Source organism: Streptomyces sp. NPDC030021 (assembly GCF_055574035.1).
In genome coordinates this window covers 193,566-212,512 of sequence record NZ_JBVIAH010000014.1, presented here as the reverse complement: position 1 = coordinate 212,512, position 18,947 = coordinate 193,566, and the positions used below count along the sequence as shown (strand labels likewise).

Sequence of the window (18,947 nt, the reverse complement as noted above, 5' to 3'; positions counted from 1 at the left end):
TTGCAGAAGAGAGGGGTGTCGCGAAGAAGAAGTGTGGGACGGGTGGAGCGGGCCGGATCCGGCCGGTCAGCGCCCGCGTCCGCCGGCGCCCGGCACAGGGAAGGCCCCCGTCGCGCGGCGCGTGATCTCGCCGTAGATCTCGGGGTCGGTCGTGAACTCCCCGAGGCGGCAGGTCTTGCGGCTGCCGTGGTAGTCGCTGGACCCGGTGGTCAGCAGGCCGAGGTCGGCCGCCAGGCCGCGCATCCGCGTGCGGGTGTCGGCGTCGTGGTCCATGTGGTCCACCTCGATGCCGTCCAGGCCCGCGGTCGCCAGTTCGGCTATCGCGGACTCGGAGACGCACCGGCCGCGCTTGACGGCGGCGGGGTGCGCGAGGACGGTGACCCCGCCGGCCGCCTTGACCAGGCGCACGGCCTCGAACGGGTCGAGCTCGTGCTTCTCGGCGTACGCGCGGCCGCCGTCGGCGAGCCAGTCGGGCGTGAAGGCGTCCGAGACGGTGGGTACGACGCCCAGCTCGACGAGGGCGGTGGCGATGTGCGGCCGCCCGACCGAGCCGTCACCGGCGATCCGGGCCACCTGCTCCCAGGTGACGTCGACGCCGAGGTCCTGGAGCTTGCCGATCATGGTCCGGGCGCGCGGGGTGCGGTCGTCACGGACGAGCTCCCGCTCCCGGGCCAGCTCGGGCTCCTCGGGGTCGAAGAGGTACGCGAGCATGTGCACGCCGACCCCGTCGAGCCGGCAGGACAGTTCGGCCCCGGTCACCAGCGTGAGTCCTGCGGGCAGGGCCGCGAGGGCCTCGCCGTATCCGCGCACGGTGTCGTGGTCGGTCAGCGCGACCACGTCCAGCCCGGCGCCGGCGGCGGCCAGCATCAGCTCGGCGGGGGTGTCCGTACCGTCGGAGGCCGTGGAGTGGGCGTGCAGGTCGATGCGCACAGCCTGGCTCCATGGGTCGTACGTACGGGGGACACTCCAGGATAACCGGGCCGCGGACCCCCTCAGGCCCCACCGGGCCGTCAGGCAGGGCCCAGGATGCGGGGGCTCAGGGCCCCGCACGGAAGGAGCTCGACCTCGGCTCCCGCGTCGCGCAGGTCGGTGAGGACGAGCTCGTCGTACATCAGCAGGCCGGACTGCTCCGGCCAGACGATCGCCCAGAGCCACAGGCCGCGCGCCTCGCCGGCGAAGACGGCCCGGTCGTCGGGGCCGCCGGCCACGTGCCACAGCGGTGTCGGGCGGCCCGCCGCGACCACCTTGGCGTGGGGCGGCGCCGATACGTTGATGGACGAGCCGGGATCGACGCCGTCGATGCCCGCGTACCGCGCGCCGAGGCCCACGCCCAGCTCCTCCGCGATCAGCAGCAGCTCGCCGATCCCGCCCAGCGGGCCGGGGCCGGAACAGGCCACCGCCGTCGCCCGGCCACCGCTGCGGTCGTCACCGGCGGACGCGACCCCCGTGAACAGCCACCCCACCGGCAGGGGCCACGGCATCCACACCGGCACCCGCGCCCGGTGCGCCACGACGCTCAGACCTTCGACGCTCGGCGGGATGACGGGTTGCAGGGGGTGGACAGCGCCGTGCACCGCACACTGCCAGGAGTCGGAGAAGAGTCCGGGAGCCCTGACCCGGCCGCCGCACTTCGGGCAACTTGGTTCACCCCTCATAAGAAGCCACGCTCCTCCCCGCCCGGCCCCCAGTCAAGGCACGCTCACCCGTCCGGGCCCTCAGTCCAGTGCGACAGCGCTGCGCACAGGGTCCCGCAGGTCCGTTCCGCGCGCGAGCCAGCGTTCCTGGAGGGCGGCCGCTCCGTGCACGCGCTTCCAGGCTGCCTCGTTCGCCGTCATCGGCAGCAGGGGCAGGAAGTGCACCGGGTCCATGGGCTCGTCGAGCTCCAGGTCCTCGACCAGACCGCCCGGTTCCGCCACGAGGACGGAGCTGAAGGGGGCCCCGTCCCAGAGCGGTTCACCCACGTCCAGCGAGGCCCCCGGGGCCACGATCAGCCCCTCGACCTGGGGGGACGCGGCCAGCACCGCGAGCGGCCGCAGGAGTTTGTCGGTGGCCGCCAGTCCTGCCCGTACGGTCAGCACGAGCTCGGCGCGCGGGCCCCGTACGGGGTCGGCGACCACAGCGGTCGGATCGGTCATCGGGTGCGCGGACATCCCGAGGGTCGCGTACCGCACGAGGTCGCCCTCGGCGAAACGGAGTACCTCGATGCGGTCGGTGCCCAGGAAGGTGACGGCGGCGCGTGCGTCGGGTTCACCGAACGCCGTGCGCAGCCGGGCCTCCACGAGGGCCAGAATTTCTGCCATGAAGCGAGCATAGAACTCGTATCAGGCGGGTAAAGGGCGGGTCTTGACCATCCGTCGGCTGATAGTGTTGACAGCTGTTCGGGGCCGCACGCAGAAGCGGTGTTTCAGTGCCCCGGCAACAGGACGTCCCTCACGGGGGACCGGCCGGAGGAGGTGGGGCTGCGGTGGACCGAAGTCGATCGTGCAGTACCAATCGCTCTTCCACTTCTGTGACGGGCGCATCCCGCCCCCTTTGATCTGCTCGATCCGTCTGATCCGCTGATCAGTAGAAGAGCGACGGCAGAACGTTGTCCTCCCGTCCTGTTCCCTCCCCCTGCCCGGGCCTGCCCGCCCGCATGCGGTGGAGGGTCTCCCACCCGTACGGTCCGCAGCCGTGCGCGAGAAGGAGCCTGCCATGTCGATGCTGCCCTACCTGCGTGCCGCCGTTCGCCCGGCCCTGCGCAGGGCCACCCCCGTACAGCCCGGCTACGACACCACCCGCGACCCGTCGGCGAGCAGCGCGGTGGTCGACTGCGCCGTGTACCGCGACGGGCGGCGGATGCTGGGTCCGGTGTGTCTGACGCCCCGTGAGGCGATCCGCCGGGTCCGCGAGGACGGCGGTTTCGCCTGGATCGGCCTGCACGAGCCGACGGAGGCCGAGTTCGCGGGGATCGCCGCGACCTTCGGGCTGCACCCTCTGGCCGTGGAGGACGCGGTGCACGCGCACCAGCGGCCGAAGCTGGAGCGCTACGACGACACCCTCTTCACCGTCTTCAAGACGATCCACTACGTCGACCACGCCGAACTGACCGCCACCAGCGAGGTGGTGGAGACCGGCGAGGTGATGTGCTTCACCGGCCCCGACTTCGTCATCACCGTCCGGCACGGCGGACAGGGGTCCCTCAAGGGGCTGCGCCACCGCCTCCAGGACGACCCGGACCTGCTCGCCAAGGGTCCCTCGTCGGTCCTGCACTCCATCGCCGACCACGTGGTCGACGGCTACATCGCGGTCGCGGCGGCGGTGCAGGACGACATCGACGAGGTGGAGAGCGAGGTCTTCGCCGCCCCTGCCAAGGGCAGTGCGCGCGGCGCCGACGCGGGTCGCATCTACCAGCTCAAGCGCGAGGTGCTGGAGTTCAAGCGGGCGGTCTCGCCGCTGCTGCGTCCGATGGAGCTGCTGAGCGAACGGCCGATGCGGCTGGTGGACCCGGACATCCAGAAGTACTTCCGCGATGTCGCCGACCACCTGGCGCGGGTGCACGAGCAGGTGGTGGGCTTCGACGAGCTGCTGAACTCGATCCTCCAGGCCAACCTCGCGCAGGCGACGGTCGCCCAGAACGAGGACATGCGCAAGATCACCTCCTGGGCGGCGATCGTCGCCGTGCCGACGATGATCTGCGGCGTGTACGGCATGAACTTCGACCACATGCCGGAGCTCCACTGGCGCTACGGCTATCCGATGGTGATGGCCGCCATCGCCGCCTCCTGCTTCACCATCCACCGCGCGCTGCGCCGCAACGGCTGGCTCTGAGGCGGGCCCGCCCGCGCCGGGTCTTGCGGGCCGGGTCTTGCGGGCCGGGACGCCCGCTCGCGCGCGGGGAGCGACCCCCTACCCTGTCGGCATGACTCTCAGCACGCTCGACCTGGCCCTCGTCGAGGAGGCCACCAAGAAGTCCGGCCTGATCTGGGTGCGCGGCGACGGGGCCGACCGCGCCCTGTGGCACGCCTGGGTGGACGGCGCGGCCCACGTGCTGGGCGACGGGCCCGGCGAGCAGCCGTTCCCGGGGCTGGCGGACGGTGCGAGCGCCGAGGTGACCGTGCGGAGCAAGGACAAGGGCGGCCGGCTGGTGGCCTGGACGGCGACGGTACGGGAACTCCCGCCCCGCGGCGAGGAATGGGCGGCGGCGGTGGCCGAGCTCAAGGGCAAGCGGCTGAACGCGCCCGACTCGGAGGACATGACCGAGCGGTGGGCGCGGGAGTGCCGACTGCTGCGGCTGGAGCCGGAATCGGTGCGGTCCGAACTGCCGGACGGCTCGCTGGCCGCGGCCCCGCTGGGCTCCCCGGCGACGACCCGCAGGCCGGTCCCCGCGGCCCTGCCGAAGCTCCTGCTGAAGCGCAAGAAGGCCGCCCGGGGCTGACGCCCGGCACGCGCACGGCCCCGGCACGACCAGATCCGCCTGCGGCGCCGCCGACCCGCCCGACCCGCGGAGCGTTACGGCTTGGTGGGGTTCGCGCCCTGGCCGGAGCCCTTGGAGGGGGCCGGGGCGGGCCCGCCGCTCTGGTCCTTCGTCGTCGGCAGCTGGGTGCCGTAGTCGACCGTCTGGTCCTGCGCGGGCGGGTCCAGCTGGAACGATTTGCCCCACTCCGCGAGTTCCACCCGGCCGGCGCCGCCGGCGCGCTCCATGAGCAGCGGGTAGGGGGTCCCCTCCAACGACACCGAGAGCTTGCCGCCCTTGCCCGCGTCCGCCGTGACCTGGACCGCGCGGGTGTGCCCGACCTTGGTGTACGAGCCCTTGGCGAGCTTGCCCTCCAGCCCGAGCAGCCCGTCCAGCAGCACGTCCATGTCGGTGAAGCCGCGGAACTGCTTGTACGAGGGGTCGCCCTCGGGCACCTTCACGAACTTGTCGCCGAGCTTGCCGGCCGAGTCGGACTGGCCCCAGAACGCCGCGCTCGCCTTCAGGTACAGCTGCTCCCCCACGCGCAGCAGTTGGAAGGTGTCCTCGTTGGACTTCACCTCGCCGGAGCCGCCGTCCGCCTTGAGCCGCATGTCGAGGGTGAAGGACTTGCCGCCGCTCACCAGCGTGCCGGACAGGTGGACCGAGTCGGCCTCCGTCGCGGCCGCCTTCGCCTTCGCCTCGATCTTGTCGGCGGACAGCTTGCCGACCCCGTTCGTGCCCTCGTCGGGGTCCTCCCCGCAGCCCGTACCGGTGACGGCGAGGCCTGCGCACAGCACGCCGATGAAGGCGGCCCGGCGCAGCCGCGCGGCAGGGAAGTAGGCGGTCACGGGCGGGTGCCTCTCGTCGGTCGTCTGCGAGCAGCAGGCAGCGTACCCGCCCGTACCTCGCGCCCCGCGACCGCGCCCCGGTGTTCGCCCGCCCCCGGGCGGACCGCCCCACCAGGACGCTTTCGGGCGGCACGGGCTAGCCTGAGGGGCGGCACGACTCTTGATCGACGCACTAGGAGGCGCTCGGATGGTTGCAGGCGCCCCGCGGATCTTCGTCTCGCATCTGTCGGGTGTGCCCGTCTTCGATCCCAACGGCGACCAGGTCGGCCGGGTCCGCGACCTCGTCGCGATGCTCCGGGTCGGCGGCCGCCCGCCGCGGCTGCTGGGCCTGGTGGTCGAGGTCGTCAGCCGGCGCCGGATCTTCCTGCCGATGACCCGGGTCACCGGTGTGGAGTCCGGGCAGGTCATCACCACCGGTGTGATCAACATGCGGCGGTTCGAGCAGCGCCCGACCGAGCGCCTGGTCCTGGGCGAGCTGCTGGACCGGCGGGTGACGCTGGTCGCGAGCGGCGAGGAGGTCACCGTCCTGGACGTGGCCATCCAGCAGCTGCCGGCCCGCCGGGACTGGGAGATCGACCGGATCTTCGTACGGAAGGGCAAGTCGGGGGCGCTGCGCCGGCGCGGCGAGGCCCTGACGGTGGAGTGGTCGGCGGTGACGGGCTTCTCGCTGGAGGAGCACGGGCAGGGCGCCGAGAACCTGGTCGCCACCTTCGAGCAGATGCGCCCGGCCGACGTGGCGAACGTGCTGCACCACCTGACGCCCAAGCGGCGCGCCGAGGTGGCCAACGCCCTCGACGACGACCGGCTCGCGGACGTGCTGGAGGAGATGCCCGAGGACGAGCAGGTGGAGATCCTCGGCAAGCTGAAGGAGGAGCGCGCCGCCGACGTCCTGGAGGCGATGGACCCGGACGACGCGGCCGACCTGCTCTCCGAGCTGCCGGAGGACGACAAGGAGCGGCTGCTGACGCTGATGCAGCCGGACGACGCGGCCGATGTGCGCCGCCTGCTGTCCTACGAGGAGAACACCGCGGGCGGTCTGATGACCACCGAGCCGATCGTGCTGCGGCCGGACGCGACGGTCGCGGACGCGCTGGCCCGCGTACGGCAGGCGGACCTGTCTCCGGCGCTGGCGGCGCAGGTGTACGTGTGCCGGCCGCCGGACGAGACGCCGACGGGCAAGTACCTGGGCACGGTGCACTTCCAGCGGCTGCTGCGGGACCCTCCGTTCACGCTGGTCAGCTCGATCGTGGACACGGACCTGCCGCCGCTGCGCCCGAACGCCTCGCTGCCCGCGGTGACCACGCACCTCGCCGCCTACAACATGGTGGCGGTGCCGGTGGTGGACGAGAGCGGCTCGCTGCTGGGCGCGGTGACCGTGGACGACGTGCTGGACCACCTGCTGCCGGACGACTGGCGGGAGACGGACTTCCATTCCGAGGAGGCAGTCGGTGGCCGCTGAGCGAGGACGCTTCGACCGGGGTCGGGGCGAGCAGGCGCGCGAGCGGCGCCGCGAGCAGATCCGGGAGCGGCGCGAGCAGGCGCGGGTGCAGGCGCGCGAGCACGGGCTGGCGGCGGAGGCGGCGGAACGTTCCGGCGAGCGCTCGGCGAAGTCGTCGAGCGGGTCGAGCGCGCTGACGCGCGGGCGGGTGCGCCTGGACCTGCCGCGCGCGCCGCGCCGATCGCTGCTGCCCGAGTACGACCCGGAGGCCTTCGGACGGCTGTCGGAGCGGGTGGCGCGGTTCCTGGGCACCGGCCGGTTCATCGTCTGGATGACCCTGGTCATCATCGTCTGGGTGCTGTGGAACATCTACGCGCCGGACGACCTGCGGTTCGACCCCTACCCGTTCATCTTCCTGACGCTGATGCTGTCGCTCCAGGCCTCCTACGCGGCTCCGCTGATCCTGCTCGCGCAGAACCGGCAGGACGACCGCGACCGGGTCACCCACGAGCAGGACCGCAAGCAGAACGAGCGGTCCATCGCCGACACCGAGTACCTGACCCGGGAAATCGCCGCCCTGCGGATGGGTCTGGGCGAGGTCGCCACCCGCGACTGGATCAGGTCCGAGTTCCAGGACCTGATCAAGGAGATGGACGAGCGGCGTCTATTCCCCGCCGAACGTGATGAAGGCGACCGCTGACGGGCTTTCCTGCGGCCTGCTACCGAGCCGTACCATCGGGGCATGGCTACCGACACAAGCTCCGCCGCCGCCGTGCCTGAGCAGGACGCGATCCTGGACGCGCTGGCGACGGTGAACGACCCCGAGATCCACCGGCCGATCACCGAGCTCGGCATGGTCAAATCGGTGGAGATCGGTGAGGGCGGCGAGGTCGCCGTCACGGTCTACCTCACGGTGTCCGGCTGTCCCATGCGCGAGACCATCACCAAGAACGTCACCGAGGCCGTCGAGAAGGTCGCGGGCGTCACCTCCGTCGCCGTCTCCCTCGACGTGATGAGCGACGAGCAGCGCAAGGACCTGGCGGCCACGCTGCGCGGCGGCACCGCCGAGCGCGAGGTGCCCTTCGCCAAGCCGGGCTCGCTGACCCGTGTGTACGCGGTCGCGTCCGGCAAGGGCGGTGTCGGCAAGTCCTCCGTCACGGTGAACCTGGCCGCGGCGATGGCGGCGGACGGCCTGAAGGTCGGCGTGGTCGACGCGGACATCTACGGCCACAGCGTGCCGCGCATGCTGGGTGTGGACGGCCGTCCGACCCAGGTCGAGAACATGATCATGCCGCCGTCGGCGCACGGCGTGAAGGTCATCTCCATCGGCATGTTCACCCCGGGCAACGCCCCGGTGGTGTGGCGCGGTCCCATGCTGCACCGCGCGCTCCAGCAGTTCCTGGCCGACGTGTACTGGGGCGACCTGGACGTGCTGCTGCTGGACCTGCCGCCGGGTACGGGTGACATCGCGATCTCCGTGGCCCAGCTGGTGCCGAACGCGGAGATCCTCGTCGTCACCACCCCGCAGCAGGCCGCGGCAGAGGTCGCGGAGCGGGCCGGCTCCATCGCCGTGCAGACCCACCAGAAGATCGTCGGCGTGGTCGAGAACATGTCGGGCCTGCCGTGCCCGCACTGCGACGAGATGGTCGACGTCTTCGGCTCGGGCGGCGGCCAGAAGGTCGCCGACGGCCTGACCAAGACGGTCGGCGCGACGGTGCCGGTGCTGGGCTCGATCCCGATCGACGTCCGGCTGCGCGAGGGCGGCGACGAGGGCAAGCCCGTCGTCCTGTCCGACCCGGACTCCCCGGCCGGCGCGGCCCTGCGCGCGATCGCGGGCAAGCTGGGCGGCCGGGCGCGCGGCCTGTCGGGCATGTCGCTGGGCATCACCCCGCGCAACAAGTTCTGACCGTCCGTACCACGGGGAAGGGCGCCGCTCGCCGAGCGGCGCCCTTCCCCGTACCGGTCCCCGTCACCCGATACCCGTGACCCGCTACTGGTACGAGCCGAGGTCCGCGATCGCGGAGAAGCCGAGGCCGTACGCGCTCATCCCGCGGCCGTACGCGCCCAGGTGGACCCCGCTCCCGGTGGAGCCGGCCAGCACCCACCCGAACTCCGACTCGCGGTAGTGGAACGGCGTCGGCTCCCCGTCCACCGGCAGCGACAGCGTGGACCAGTCCTCACCGGCCAGGTCGTCCGCCAGCTCCCACGCGGCCTCGGTCTGCTGGTCCAGCCAGTCGTCGCGCAGCGAGTGGTCCATCTGTCCGGGCCAGCTGTACGCCAGCAGTCCGGAGCCGGCCAGCCAGGCCGCCGAGGCGACCGAGGTGGCCTCCAGGACGCCGGTGCCGTCGCTGCTGCGGCGCAGCGGGTTGCTCGCCACGGTGATGACCACCGCGAAGCGCTCCTTCTCACCGGTGGCGATCTCGCCCCGGGCGGAGGGCTCGTCGCCGTGGCCGGTGGAGCCGTGCTCCACCGTGCCGTCGGCGGCGGTGCCGACCTGCATGAGCCAGCGGGGGCCGGTGAAGGCCCCGTCCAGCCCGTACCAGGGGAAGTCGGCCGCCAGGAACCCCTCGGCCGTCCGGCGGGCCGCCGGTACGGGCGCAGGGGCCTCCTGTGGCTGCGTATCGCTCTGTGGGCCGGTATCCGGCTCCTGGGCGGGTGCGTCTGCGGGGGCGGGGGCCTCCGCGGTCTGCGCCCCTACCCGGCTGCTGCTCGTCGTCTCCATCTGGGCGGCCTCTCGTTCCGTGGGGTCCGGAACGGCCCTCCCCCTCGCTGTGCTGGGGGGACCCCCTCCCTCGGGCGTCCTGCGATCCGGACAGATGGAGGATAGCCATCCGACCGCGGATCGCCGGGCAGGCCGCGCGTCAGGTGGCGTCGGCGTCGAAGCGCGAGCGCTCGTCCGGGGCGGGGGCGGCGGGCTTCTTCAGCAGGTCCGGGCCGGTCACGGCGGGCGTGGCGGCCGCGGCCGGGGAGGCCGGGGCGGCGCCGTCCTCCGAGCTCTTGACGGCATCGGAGACGTCGCTGAGCTCCTTGCGGAGATCGAAGCTGGTGCGGATCTCCTTGAGGTCCTCGTTCTCGGTCAGCTGCTTGCGGATGAAGGTCTTCGGGTTCAGGTCCTCGAACTCGAAGTCCTTGAATTCCGGGCCGAGTTCGGAGCGGATGTCGTTCTTCGCGCTGTCCGAGAACGCCCGGACCTTCCGGATGAAGCCCGTGACGTCCTGAATGACCTTGGGCAGCTTGTCCGGTCCGAAGACGAGGATGCCGAGCACCACGATCGTGACAAGTTCGAGTGCGCCTATGTCGTTGAACACCTTGCCGCTCCTCGGCTCTCTCTCACTTCGGGCCCCGACACACGGTACCCGGCGTTGTCCACGGGCCCATACCTGTGTACCGCCTCCGCGGCGGTTTCACCCGGCTGTCATCCCGCGCTCATGAGCCGTTCGCCGATCCGAGGACCAATTTCAGTGTGCTTTCGCGGCCGTCGCGGAGCACGGTGAGGGTCAGCGGGTCGCCCGGGCGGTGGGCGCGGATCTTGATGATCAGCTCGTCGCCGCCGCGGACCCGCTGGCCGTCCACCTTGGTGATCACGTCCCCGGCCCGGATCCCGGCGCGCGCGCCCGGTCCGTCGGCGACGACGGACGGCTTGCCGTCCTCGCCCTTGTCCCCGACCCGGGCCCCGTCGCCCGAGTAGTCCATGTCGAGGGTGACCCCGATGACCGGGTGCGTGGCGCGGCCGGTGCGGATGATCTCCTCGGCGACGCGCTTGCCCTGGTTGACGGGGATGGCGAAGCCGAGCCCGATGGAGCCGCCCTGCCGGGTGGGATCTTCCTTGTCGGCTCCGCGGATCGCGCTGTTGATGCCGACCACGTGGGCCTTCGCGTCGAGGAGCGGGCCGCCGGAGTTCCCCGGGTTGATGGGGGCGTCGGTCTGCAGCGCGTCGACGTAGCTGATGTCGCTGCCGTCGCCCTTGTCGCCGCCCGCGGTGACGGGCCGGCCGGTGGCGCTGATGATGCCGGCGGTGACGGTGTTCGACAGGTCGAAGGGCGCGCCGATGGCCACCACCGGGTCGCCGACCTCCACGTTGTCGGAGTTCCCCAGGCTCAGCGGCCGGAGCCCGCGCACCCCGCCGACCTTGACCACGGCCAGGTCGTAGCCGGAGTCGCGGCCGACCAGTTCGGCGGTGACGCTCTCGCCGGTGCTGAAGGTGACCGTTATCTCCTGGGAGTCGGCCACCACGTGGTTGTTGGTCAGGATGTGTCCCTGCTGGTCGAGCACGAAGCCGGTACCCGTACCGCTGCCCTTCGTGCCCCGCACGTGCAGGGTCACCACGCCGGGCAGTGCGGTGGCCGCGATCCCGGCCACGCTCTCGGGGGCGCGGCCCCGGTCGGCGGCACCGGCCGCCTGGGGGAGCTCCAGCCGGGTGCCGCTCTGCCGCTCGGCGAGCACGCCGAGGTAGCCGCCGGTCCCGCCGGCGAGCAGCGCAGTTCCGAGGCTGACGGCCACCACCTGCCACAGCCGGATCCCGCGCGGCGTCCGGCCCCGGTCCACGACCTGCAACGGCTCGGCGGCCCAGGGGTCGTACCGCACCGCGGGGACCGCGGCCGGCTCGTCCGGGGTCGGGACCGGCTCGTCCGGGGTCGGGACCGGCTCGTCCGGGGCAGACCCTTCCGAGGCCGGCGCGTCCGGGGCGGACACGTCGGGGGCCGGGGCCGGGGCCGCGTCCTGTACGTGGTCCTCGCCCCCGGTTCCGGGCCGCGGCGCGGGAACCGCTTCGCGGCGGCCCTCCTCGGTCGTCCCCTCGGGCCGGCTCCACCACTGCGGAGCCGGGTCGGTCTGCTGCCTGTCGGCCATGGGCGCTCCCCGCGTACCTATGCGCATGTGCCGCAGATTCAACCAGGTCCCGCGTCAGCGCAGCAGGGAGACCGGGCGTGCCGGGTGCTGCGGGGAGGGCTGGAGCGGCGGCAGCGGGGTCGCCACGGCCGACAGGAGGGTCGGGACGGCCTCGGGGCTGGGAAGCCGGTCACGGGCCCCTTGATCGGCCACGGGGAGGGCAGGGCCGGGCCTGGAGGCCGGGGCCGGGGAATCACCTCGCAGGTTCGGGTCCACCTCCAACGGCAGGGCGCCGCCGAGCGCGAGAGCGGCCAGCGAGACGGCCCCGGCGGCGACGAAGGCGAACCTCCGGCGCGGACGGCCCACCTCGTGGATGCGGAAGCCCTCCTGCGGCCGCGGCCGGGCGGCGACCGGCAGTCCGTAGGCGAACGCGTCGAACGGGTCGGCCCCCGCACCGCGTGCCGGGTCGGTGGGACGGCCGGGGCCGGCGGGACCCGACGGATCGTCGAGGCCGCCGCCCGGCAGCCCCTGCAACCGCGCCAGCAGCCCCGCGGACAGCGGCGGCGGCGCGCTCTCCACGAACATGGTCTTCAGACGCCGCTGGGCATCGGCCTCGGCCTTGCACCTGGCGCAGGTCGCCAGGTGGGCCAGGACCCGATCCCGGACGTCGTGTTTCAGCTCGCCGTCCACCAGGGCGGCAAGCCGGTCGCCCAGGTGCTGTTCGGCGGGTGACGGACTGACGTCGCTCACTCGGCTCCGCCCTCTCCCCCGGCGCCGGGGGCGCCCATCGCCACTCCCGCCAGCGCGCGCTGCTCGGCACGGGCCTGCGGGGACCGGTGCTTGAGCGCCTTGCGCAGGTGCGAACGGCCCCTGTGGATACGGCTGCGCACGGTACCGAGCTTCACGCCGAGCGTCGCGGCGATCTCCTCGTACGACAGGCCCTCGATGTCGCACAGCACCACGGCCGCGCGGAACTCGGGGGCGAGGGTGTCCAGCGCCTGCTGCACATCCGCGTCGAAGTGGGTGTCGTGCAGGACCTGCTGCGGGGACGGCTCACGGCTCGGCAGCCGGTCGGCGGCGTCGTCGCCGAGCGCGTCGAAGCGGATCCGCTGCTTGCGGCGCACCATGTCCAGGAACAGGTTCGTCGTGATGCGGTGCAGCCAGCCCTCGAAGGTGCCGGGGGTGTACGTGGACAGCGAGCGGAAGACGCGGACGAAGACTTCCTGCGTCAGGTCCTCGGCGTCGTGCTGGTTACCCGTCAGACGGTAGGCAAGGCGGTAGACCCGCGCGCTGTGCGTGCTGACGATCTCCTCCCATGAAGGAGGGGTCCACGCCTGGGAGCCCGCATCGGCGGCAAAGGTCGCGGTGGTTGCGGCGTCGGCGGTGTGGAAGCGGTCAGCAATGTAGGTCACGGATTTCGGCTCACCCGCCGACCAGAAGAGGCGTCTCAGTACGCCCCCACGATCCACAGGCGCAGCCGCACCTCCCCTGTCGGCTCTGGTGGTGTCCAGTGGAGTCCCTACCATAGCCACCCCCTCTGTCAGCTCCGGATAAGTGTTTTTGCAGTATCTTTACGCGGGACTTAAGCCCTGGAGCGGTCCCGGCCGTCGATCTGCCCGGCACCGTCCCTTCTTATCCCGCCTCCACCCTTCACAACGCCCGGTCCCATCTGCGGGTTCCCGACGTCAACGGATACAGTCACCGTTGCGCCAACTATGGGGACAGGAGAGGGTCATTACCGGCAACCGGCAGACGAGCTGGGCGTTCGCCGACGCGTTTGTCGCCGAGGACGACGCTCTGCGATGGGCCCGCGACCGGTCCAGGGAAGCGGGCCTGAGGTCCGTCTCCCCCGGCACCGGGGCCGCGCTGCGCCTGCTGGCCGCCACCGCGGACGCCAAGGCGGTCGCCGAGATCGGCACCGGAACCGGCGTCTCCGGCATCCACCTGCTGCACGGAATGCGCCCCGACGGGGTGCTGACCACGGTGGATCCCGAAGCCGACCGGCAGGCTTTCGCCCGCCAGGCCTTCCGCGCCGCGGGCTTCGCGGGCAACCGCGCCCGCTTCATCCCCGGCCGCGCCCTCGACGTCCTCCCGCGACTCGCGGACGGCGGATACGACCTCGTCTTCTGCGACGGGGACCCCTCCGAGTCCCTCGACTACCTCGCCGAATCGTTGCGGCTGCTGCGTCCCGGCGGACTGGTGTGCTTCGAGGGGGTCTTCTCCGACGGCCGCACGGTCGACTCCGCGGCCCAGCCGGTGGAGGTGCTGCGCGTCCGCGAGCTGCTGCGCAGCGTCCGCGAGAGCCCCGCGCTGGAGGCCGCGCTGCTCCCGGTGGGCGACGGGCTGCTGTGCGCCGTGCGCCGCTGAGCCCCCCGGGGTCGCCGGCGGGCCGGGATCAGTTCAGGAGCGCGAAGGTGAGGGCCGCCGTACCGCCCAGCGCGGTGCCGGCGAGGAGCTGGGCCGGGGTGTGCGCCTTCAGCACCAGCCGGGACCAGCCCGCGGCGGCGGCGATCAGCACCGCGGGGAGCACCGGGAGCCCGAGGACGAGCAGCAGGATCATCACGGTGCCGCCGGCCACCGACATGTGGATCGATATCTGCCAGACCACCGTGACCAGCAGCGAGGACACCAGGCCCACCAGCATCGCGACGACGAGCGCGAACACCTCCCGGGGGGCGCCCAGGACGTGCAGGAGCGTGACCCCGGCGACGACGGAGACCAGGCTCAGGGCCATCGGGACGACCCGCTGACGCCGTACCCGGATGTGCTGGTCGGTCAGCGCGCCCCGGCGGACGCCGAGGGCGATGATCCCGATCGGGACCAACCCGCAGAACAGGGCGGCGAACAGGCCCCAGCCGAGCCCGGCCCACGACATGGTGCTCCGCCATCCGACGAGCAGCAGCAGTGCGACCACCAGAGGGGCCGGTGCCAGCACGTCGGAGAGGATCCGGGCGGCCTTCTGCCGGGCCGTGCAGTCGGCGAAGGCGGGCGGCGCGGGCGGGGTGAAGGACACGGCACGGCTCCGGAAGGCTCGGGTCCGGGGATGACGACACAACGCTGCCCCGGCCGCGGGTTCGCGGTCGGGGCAGCGCAGAGAATGCGGAAAAGCAGAAGGTGGAAGTGCTGTCGGTGTCCCCCGTGGGGTCAGCCGACGACCTTCTTCAGGGCGTCACCCAGGGCGTCCGCCTCATCAGGGGTCAGCTCGACGACAAGCCGACCGCCGCCCTCGAGCGGTACGCGCATGACGATGCCCCGCCCCTCCTTGGTGACCTCGAGCGGGCCGTCGCCCGTCCGCGGCTTCATGGCCGCCATGCTCGTTCCCCTTCCTGAAACCAGCTCATCGTCAGCCGACGGCCCCATTCAGGCGCCTAATACCCGGCATCGAACACATTGCTTCCCAGCCATTATCCCGCATGTCAGGACCCGATGACCAACATCGCATGGGAACGCTTGGGCAACGCGCTCGACCAAAACCACTCATTTCGGGGATCCGCCTGCGATACTTCGCCGCCGCACCCGGGAAGCGGCACCGGGTTTCTTTGACGCACATCACATGTGCGCGCCACGTCCGGTCCGCCATGCTGACCTCTGTACCGGACAGTACCGACCGGTAGCCAAGCCCGCGACGAAGGGGGACCCCCTGCCATGGCCGACAGCGTGCTCTACGAAGTGACCGACGGACTCGCCACCATCACGATCAACCGCCCGGACGCGATGAACGCGATGAACACCGAGGCCAAGGTCGCCCTGCGCGACGCGGTCCAGGCGGCGGCCGCCGACACCGCCGTACGGGCCGTACTGCTCACCGCGGCCGGGAACCGGGCCTTCTGCGTGGGCCAGGACCTCAAGGAGCACATCGGGAACCTCGCCTCGGACCGCGAGACCGGCTCCTCGCTGACCATGACCACGGTGGCTGACCACTACAACCCCATCGTGCGGGCGCTCACCGAGATGCCGAAGCCCGTGGTGGCCGGCGTGAACGGCGTCGCGGCCGGGGCGGGCTTCGGCTTCGCGCTGGCGGCGGACTTCCGGGTCGTCGCCGACACCGCCTCCTTCAACACCTCGTTCGCCGGGGTGGCGCTGACCGCCGACTCCGGGGTCTCCTGGACCCTCCCCCGCCTGATCGGCGCCTCCCGCGCCTCGGACCTGCTGCTGTTCCCCCGCTCGATCAAGGCCCAGGAGGCGTACGAGCTCGGCATCGTCAACCGCCTCGTGCCCGCGGACTCCCTGCACGCCGAGGCGGAGGCCGTGGCCCGCACGCTGGCCGCCGGCCCGACCGTCGCCTACGCCGCGCTGAAGGAGTCCCTGGCCTACGGGGCCTCCCACACGCTCTCCGAGGCCCTGGCCCACGAGGACACCCTCCAGACCCGTGCGGGGGCCTCCGAGGACCACTCCATCGCCGTCCAGGCCTTCCTCGCGAAGCAGCCGCCGAAGTACCTCGGCCGCTGACGCGCATGCCGCGACCCGGCCGGGCTCAGGCCGGGTCGCGGGAGACGCAGTCGGCCAGGTGGTCGTTGACCAGCCCGCAGGCCTGCATCAGGGCGTAGGCCGTCGTGGGGCCGACGAAGCGGATGCCGGCCTTCTTCAGGGCCTTGGCGAGGGCGGTGGACCCGGGCGTGACCGCCGGGACCTCGGTGACCGTCAGCGGGGCCGGTCCCGGTTCCTCGGGGGCGTGGGACCAGATCAGGGTGTCCAGCTCGCCCGGCTCCCACCCGGCGAGGACCTTCGCGTTGGCCAGGGTCGCCTCGATCTTGGCCCGGTTGCGGATGATCCCCTCGTCGGCCAGCAGCCGCTCCGCGTCGCGGTCGTCGAACTCCGCGACCGCCGCGATCGAGAAGTCCGCGAAGGCCTTGCGGAACCCCTCGCGGCGCCGCAGGATCGTGATCCAGGACAGCCCCGACTGGAACGCCTCCAGGCACAGCCGCTCGTAGAGGGCGTCGTCCCCGTGCACCGGACGGCCCCACTCGGTGTCGTGGTAGACGACGTAGTCCGGCGTGGACAGCCCCCACGGACAGCGCAGCAGCCCGTCCGCACCCGCCACCGAACCGCTCACCGCTCACCGCCCTTGCTGAGGTCGACGTGCCCGGGCGCGTCCGACGGGGCGGCGGCGGGCGCCGCCGCGGCCGTCAGCTGCGCGATCCGCGCGTCCCGCTCGGCCAGTTCGGCCGCGAGCCGCTCCAGTACGTCGTCCACCTCGGCCATCCGGTACCCGCGCGGGGCGACCGGCAGCCGCAGCGCGTCGATGTCGGCCCGTACGACGGGCCGGGTCTCCGGCAGCCCGTCGGCGACCCGGTCCGGCTCCGCTTCCGGCAGGACGGCCTCCGAGCCGCCGCCGATCACCGCCAGGGTGACCGCTGCCACGACCACGACCAGCGCGATCATCAAGAAGAAGAACACGATCAACTCCCCTGAGAGACTCCGGCCACCAGGTTAAGGTCGCAGGCGAGGCGCAAGGGCCGCCGAAGGAGGAAAGAGCAGGATGCTGCGACTGGGCAGGCGCGAGTTCGACACCCACGAGCCGGTGATCATGGCCATCGTGAACCGGACGCCGGACTCCTTCTACGACCAGGGCGCGACGTTCCGCGACGAGCCGGCGCTGGACCGGGTCGAGCACGCGATCGCCGAGGGCGCCGCGATCATCGACATCGGCGGGGTCAAGGCGGGCCCGGGCGAGCACGTGGACGCGGCCGAGGAGGCACGGCGCACGGTCGGCTTCGTGGCCGAGGTCCGGCGCCGCCACCCGGACGTGGTGATCAGCGTGGACACCTGGCGGCACGAGGTCGGCGAGGCCGTGTGCGAGGCCGGGGCCGACGTCCTCAACGACGCCTGGGGCGGGGTGGACCCCAAGCTCGCGGAGGTCGCCGCGCGGTACGGCGTGGGCCTGGTCTGCACTCACGCGGGAGGGGTGGAACCGCGCACCCGGCCGCACCGGATCGCGTACGAGGACGTCATGGACGACGTGCTGCGCGTGACGGTCGGGCTGGCGGAGCGGGCGGCGGCGCTGGGCGTCCGCCGGGACGCGATCATGATCGACCCCGGACACGACTTCGGGAAGAACACCCGGCACTCGCTGGAGGCCACGCGCCGGCTGGACGAGATGACGGCGACGGGCTGGCCGGTCCTGGTCTCCCTGTCCAACAAGGACTTCGTCGGCGAGACCCTCGACAAGCCGGTCAAGGAACGCCTGCTGGGCACCTTGGCGACGACGGCCGTCTCGGCCTGGCTGGGCGCGCAGGTCTACCGCGTCCACGAGGTCGCGGAGACCCGCCAGATCCTGGACATGGTCCGCTCCATCCAGGGCCACCGCCCCCCGGCGGTAGCCCGCCGCGGCCTGGCCTGAGGCCCCGACGGCCGGAGGCCGGCGCAGCCGCCCGAAGCCGGTGAGGCGCGCCAGCGCCGAGCCGCGCGAGAGCGGCGTCGAAAAGGAGCATGGTCCGCTCCATCCAGGGCCACCGCCCCCCGGCGGTAGCCCGCCGCGGCCTGGCCTGAGGCCCCGACGGCCGGAGGCCGGCGCGGCCTGGCCTGAGGACTTCTGGGCCCGGGCCTGATCCGGCCCGGGCCCTTCGCCTACTTGCCGACTTCCTTCGTCACCAGCGCGATCGCCTCGTCCACCTCGTCGGTGACGTGGAACAGGTAGAGGTCCTTCTCCGAGGCCTTGCCCTGCGCGATCACGGTGCCCCGCAGCCAGTCGATCAGGCCGCTCCAGTACTCCGTGCCGAACAGCACGATCGGGAAGCGGGTGATCTTCTGGGTCTGGACCAGGGTCAGCGCCTCGAACAGCTCGTCCAGCGTGCCCAGGCCGCCCGGCAGGACGACGAAGCCCTGGCTGTACTTCACGAACATCGTCTTGCGGACGAAGAAGTACCGGAAGTTCAGGCCGAGATCGACGTGCTGGTTGAGCCCCTGCTCGAAGGGCAGCTCGATGCCGAGGCCGACCGAGACGCCGTTCGCCTCGCGGGCGCCCTTGTTGGCCGCCTCCATCGCACCCGGACCGCCGCCGGTGATCACCGCGAAGCCGGCGTCGACCAGCGCGCTGCCGATCCGCACACCCGCGTCGTACTCGGGAGAGCCCTCCGGCGTACGGGCCGATCCGAACACACTGATCGCGGGCGGCAGCTCGGCGAGCGTGCCGAAGCCCTCGATGAACTCCGACTGGATGCGCAGGACCCGCCAGGGATCGGTGTGCACCCACTCGGAGGGCCCCGCCGAATCCAGCAGCCGCTGGTCCGTCGTACTGCCCGCCTGCACCTGGCTCCGCCTCCTCAGCACCGGCCCGAGCTGCTGCTCCTCGGGCCGACGACGAGCGGAACCCTCGGGACTGCCGTGGTTGCCCATGCTGTGCTCCCTCCTGCTGATCGTTGGATCAGGGTAGGCGCACAAAGGTGACGAGAAGCGGAAT

Annotated in this window: 22 protein-coding genes; 8 read left to right on the top strand and 14 right to left on the bottom strand. The window is 72.3% G+C overall.

Features of this window, described 5'->3' with window-relative positions; translation table 11 throughout:
• Positions 1-66: 66 nt before the first annotated feature.
• The 3 genes from ACZ4YL_RS26775 to ACZ4YL_RS26765 all read right to left on the bottom strand — a co-directional run bounded on the left by ACZ4YL_RS26775 (position 67) and on the right by ACZ4YL_RS26765 (position 2,300).
• A complete protein-coding gene (locus ACZ4YL_RS26775) occupies positions 67-930 on the bottom strand; it encodes a PHP domain-containing protein (RefSeq protein WP_468119951.1) in 864 nt (287 codons plus the stop codon).
• Positions 931-1,010: 80 nt separating this feature from the next.
• The gene (locus ACZ4YL_RS26770) at positions 1,011-1,655 is read right to left on the bottom strand and encodes a DUF6758 family protein (protein WP_468119949.1); all 645 of its coding nucleotides are present in this window, start codon (positions 1,653-1,655) and stop codon (positions 1,011-1,013) included.
• Between the two features lie 60 nt (positions 1,656-1,715).
• On the bottom strand, positions 1,716-2,300 hold the full coding sequence (locus ACZ4YL_RS26765; protein WP_189732741.1) for a suppressor of fused domain protein: 585 nt from the start codon (positions 2,298-2,300) through the stop codon (positions 1,716-1,718).
• 394 nt (positions 2,301-2,694) lie between these two features.
• On the opposite strand from ACZ4YL_RS26765, the gene ACZ4YL_RS26760 reads away from it, so the two are divergent.
• Positions 2,695-3,810 (top strand): magnesium and cobalt transport protein CorA, encoded by a 1,116-nt coding sequence (locus ACZ4YL_RS26760; protein ID WP_468119947.1) that lies wholly within the window; start codon positions 2,695-2,697, stop codon positions 3,808-3,810.
• 91 nt (positions 3,811-3,901) lie between these two features.
• The gene (locus ACZ4YL_RS26755) at positions 3,902-4,417 is read left to right on the top strand and encodes a hypothetical protein (RefSeq protein ID WP_468119945.1); all 516 of its coding nucleotides are present in this window, start codon (positions 3,902-3,904) and stop codon (positions 4,415-4,417) included.
• 74 nt (positions 4,418-4,491) lie between these two features.
• On the opposite strand, the gene ACZ4YL_RS26750 is transcribed toward ACZ4YL_RS26755, so the two are convergent.
• Positions 4,492-5,283: a hypothetical protein gene (locus ACZ4YL_RS26750; protein ID WP_468119943.1), complete on the bottom strand. Its 792-nt coding sequence runs from the start codon at positions 5,281-5,283 to the stop codon at positions 4,492-4,494.
• 187 nt (positions 5,284-5,470) lie between these two features.
• Between ACZ4YL_RS26750 and ACZ4YL_RS26745 the strand changes: the two genes are divergently transcribed.
• The 3 genes from ACZ4YL_RS26745 (at position 5,471) to ACZ4YL_RS26735 (ending at position 8,627) form a co-directional block, all read left to right on the top strand.
• The gene (locus ACZ4YL_RS26745) at positions 5,471-6,742 is read left to right on the top strand and encodes a magnesium transporter MgtE N-terminal domain-containing protein (RefSeq protein ID WP_468119941.1); all 1,272 of its coding nucleotides are present in this window, start codon (positions 5,471-5,473) and stop codon (positions 6,740-6,742) included.
• 172 nt (positions 6,743-6,914) lie between these two features.
• On the top strand, positions 6,915-7,421 hold the full coding sequence (locus ACZ4YL_RS26740; RefSeq protein WP_468119992.1) for a DUF1003 domain-containing protein: 507 nt from the start codon (positions 6,915-6,917) through the stop codon (positions 7,419-7,421).
• A gap of 90 nt (positions 7,422-7,511) precedes the next feature.
• A complete protein-coding gene (locus ACZ4YL_RS26735) occupies positions 7,512-8,627 on the top strand; it encodes an Mrp/NBP35 family ATP-binding protein (RefSeq protein WP_468119990.1) in 1,116 nt (371 codons plus the stop codon).
• An 84-nt stretch (positions 8,628-8,711) separates the two neighbouring features.
• On the opposite strand, the gene ACZ4YL_RS26730 is transcribed toward ACZ4YL_RS26735, so the two are convergent.
• The 5 genes from ACZ4YL_RS26730 to sigE all read right to left on the bottom strand — a co-directional run bounded on the left by ACZ4YL_RS26730 (position 8,712) and on the right by sigE (position 13,074).
• Positions 8,712-9,443 carry a hypothetical protein gene (locus ACZ4YL_RS26730; protein WP_468119939.1) on the bottom strand — a complete coding sequence of 244 codons (732 nt, stop codon included), beginning with the start codon at positions 9,441-9,443 and terminating at the stop codon, positions 8,712-8,714.
• Between the two features lie 139 nt (positions 9,444-9,582).
• A complete protein-coding gene (locus ACZ4YL_RS26725) occupies positions 9,583-10,029 on the bottom strand; it encodes a sec-independent translocase (RefSeq protein ID WP_468119937.1) in 447 nt (148 codons plus the stop codon).
• 118 nt (positions 10,030-10,147) lie between these two features.
• The gene (locus ACZ4YL_RS26720; RefSeq protein ID WP_468119935.1) at positions 10,148-11,569 is read right to left on the bottom strand and encodes a S1C family serine protease; all 1,422 of its coding nucleotides are present in this window, start codon (positions 11,567-11,569) and stop codon (positions 10,148-10,150) included.
• 54 nt (positions 11,570-11,623) lie between these two features.
• A complete protein-coding gene (locus ACZ4YL_RS26715; RefSeq protein WP_468119933.1) occupies positions 11,624-12,298 on the bottom strand; it encodes a zf-HC2 domain-containing protein in 675 nt (224 codons plus the stop codon).
• Positions 12,295-13,074 (bottom strand): RNA polymerase sigma factor SigE, encoded by a 780-nt coding sequence (gene sigE / locus ACZ4YL_RS26710; protein WP_199810289.1) that lies wholly within the window; start codon positions 13,072-13,074, stop codon positions 12,295-12,297. The genes ACZ4YL_RS26715 and sigE overlap by 4 nt, the downstream gene beginning before the upstream one ends.
• A 178-nt stretch (positions 13,075-13,252) precedes the next feature.
• Here sigE and ACZ4YL_RS26705 point away from each other — a divergent pair, with 178 nt between their 5' ends.
• Positions 13,253-13,915: an O-methyltransferase gene (locus ACZ4YL_RS26705; protein WP_030385883.1), complete on the top strand. Its 663-nt coding sequence runs from the start codon at positions 13,253-13,255 to the stop codon at positions 13,913-13,915.
• Between the two features lie 28 nt (positions 13,916-13,943).
• On the opposite strand, the gene ACZ4YL_RS26700 is transcribed toward ACZ4YL_RS26705, so the two are convergent.
• Positions 13,944-14,561: a hypothetical protein gene (locus ACZ4YL_RS26700; protein ID WP_468119931.1), complete on the bottom strand. Its 618-nt coding sequence runs from the start codon at positions 14,559-14,561 to the stop codon at positions 13,944-13,946.
• A 131-nt stretch (positions 14,562-14,692) separates the two neighbouring features.
• Complete coding sequence (locus tag ACZ4YL_RS26695; RefSeq protein WP_003966491.1) at positions 14,693-14,860, bottom strand: DUF3117 domain-containing protein; 168 nt, start codon at positions 14,858-14,860, stop codon at positions 14,693-14,695.
• Between the two features lie 333 nt (positions 14,861-15,193).
• On the opposite strand from ACZ4YL_RS26695, the gene chcB reads away from it, so the two are divergent.
• Complete coding sequence (gene chcB / locus ACZ4YL_RS26690; protein ID WP_373040932.1) at positions 15,194-15,997, top strand: 2-cyclohexenylcarbonyl CoA isomerase; 804 nt, start codon at positions 15,194-15,196, stop codon at positions 15,995-15,997.
• Between the two features lie 25 nt (positions 15,998-16,022).
• On the opposite strand, the gene ACZ4YL_RS26685 is transcribed toward chcB, so the two are convergent.
• Entirely contained in the window at positions 16,023-16,601 is a 579-nt protein-coding gene (locus ACZ4YL_RS26685; RefSeq protein WP_468119928.1) for a DNA-3-methyladenine glycosylase I, read from the bottom strand.
• On the bottom strand, positions 16,598-16,951 hold the full coding sequence (locus tag ACZ4YL_RS26680) for a DivIVA domain-containing protein (protein WP_109781240.1): 354 nt from the start codon (positions 16,949-16,951) through the stop codon (positions 16,598-16,600). The genes ACZ4YL_RS26685 and ACZ4YL_RS26680 overlap by 4 nt, the downstream gene beginning before the upstream one ends.
• Before the next feature lie 76 nt (positions 16,952-17,027).
• Here ACZ4YL_RS26680 and folP point away from each other — a divergent pair, with 76 nt between their 5' ends.
• Positions 17,028-17,888, top strand: coding sequence for a dihydropteroate synthase (gene folP / locus ACZ4YL_RS26675; RefSeq protein WP_468119926.1), 861 nt, complete (start codon positions 17,028-17,030; stop codon positions 17,886-17,888).
• Between the two features lie 227 nt (positions 17,889-18,115).
• Here the strand turns inward: folP and ACZ4YL_RS26670 are convergent, their stop codons facing one another.
• Positions 18,116-18,883: an LOG family protein gene (locus ACZ4YL_RS26670; RefSeq protein WP_389795568.1), complete on the bottom strand. Its 768-nt coding sequence runs from the start codon at positions 18,881-18,883 to the stop codon at positions 18,116-18,118.
• Positions 18,884-18,947: the final 64 nt, after the last annotated feature.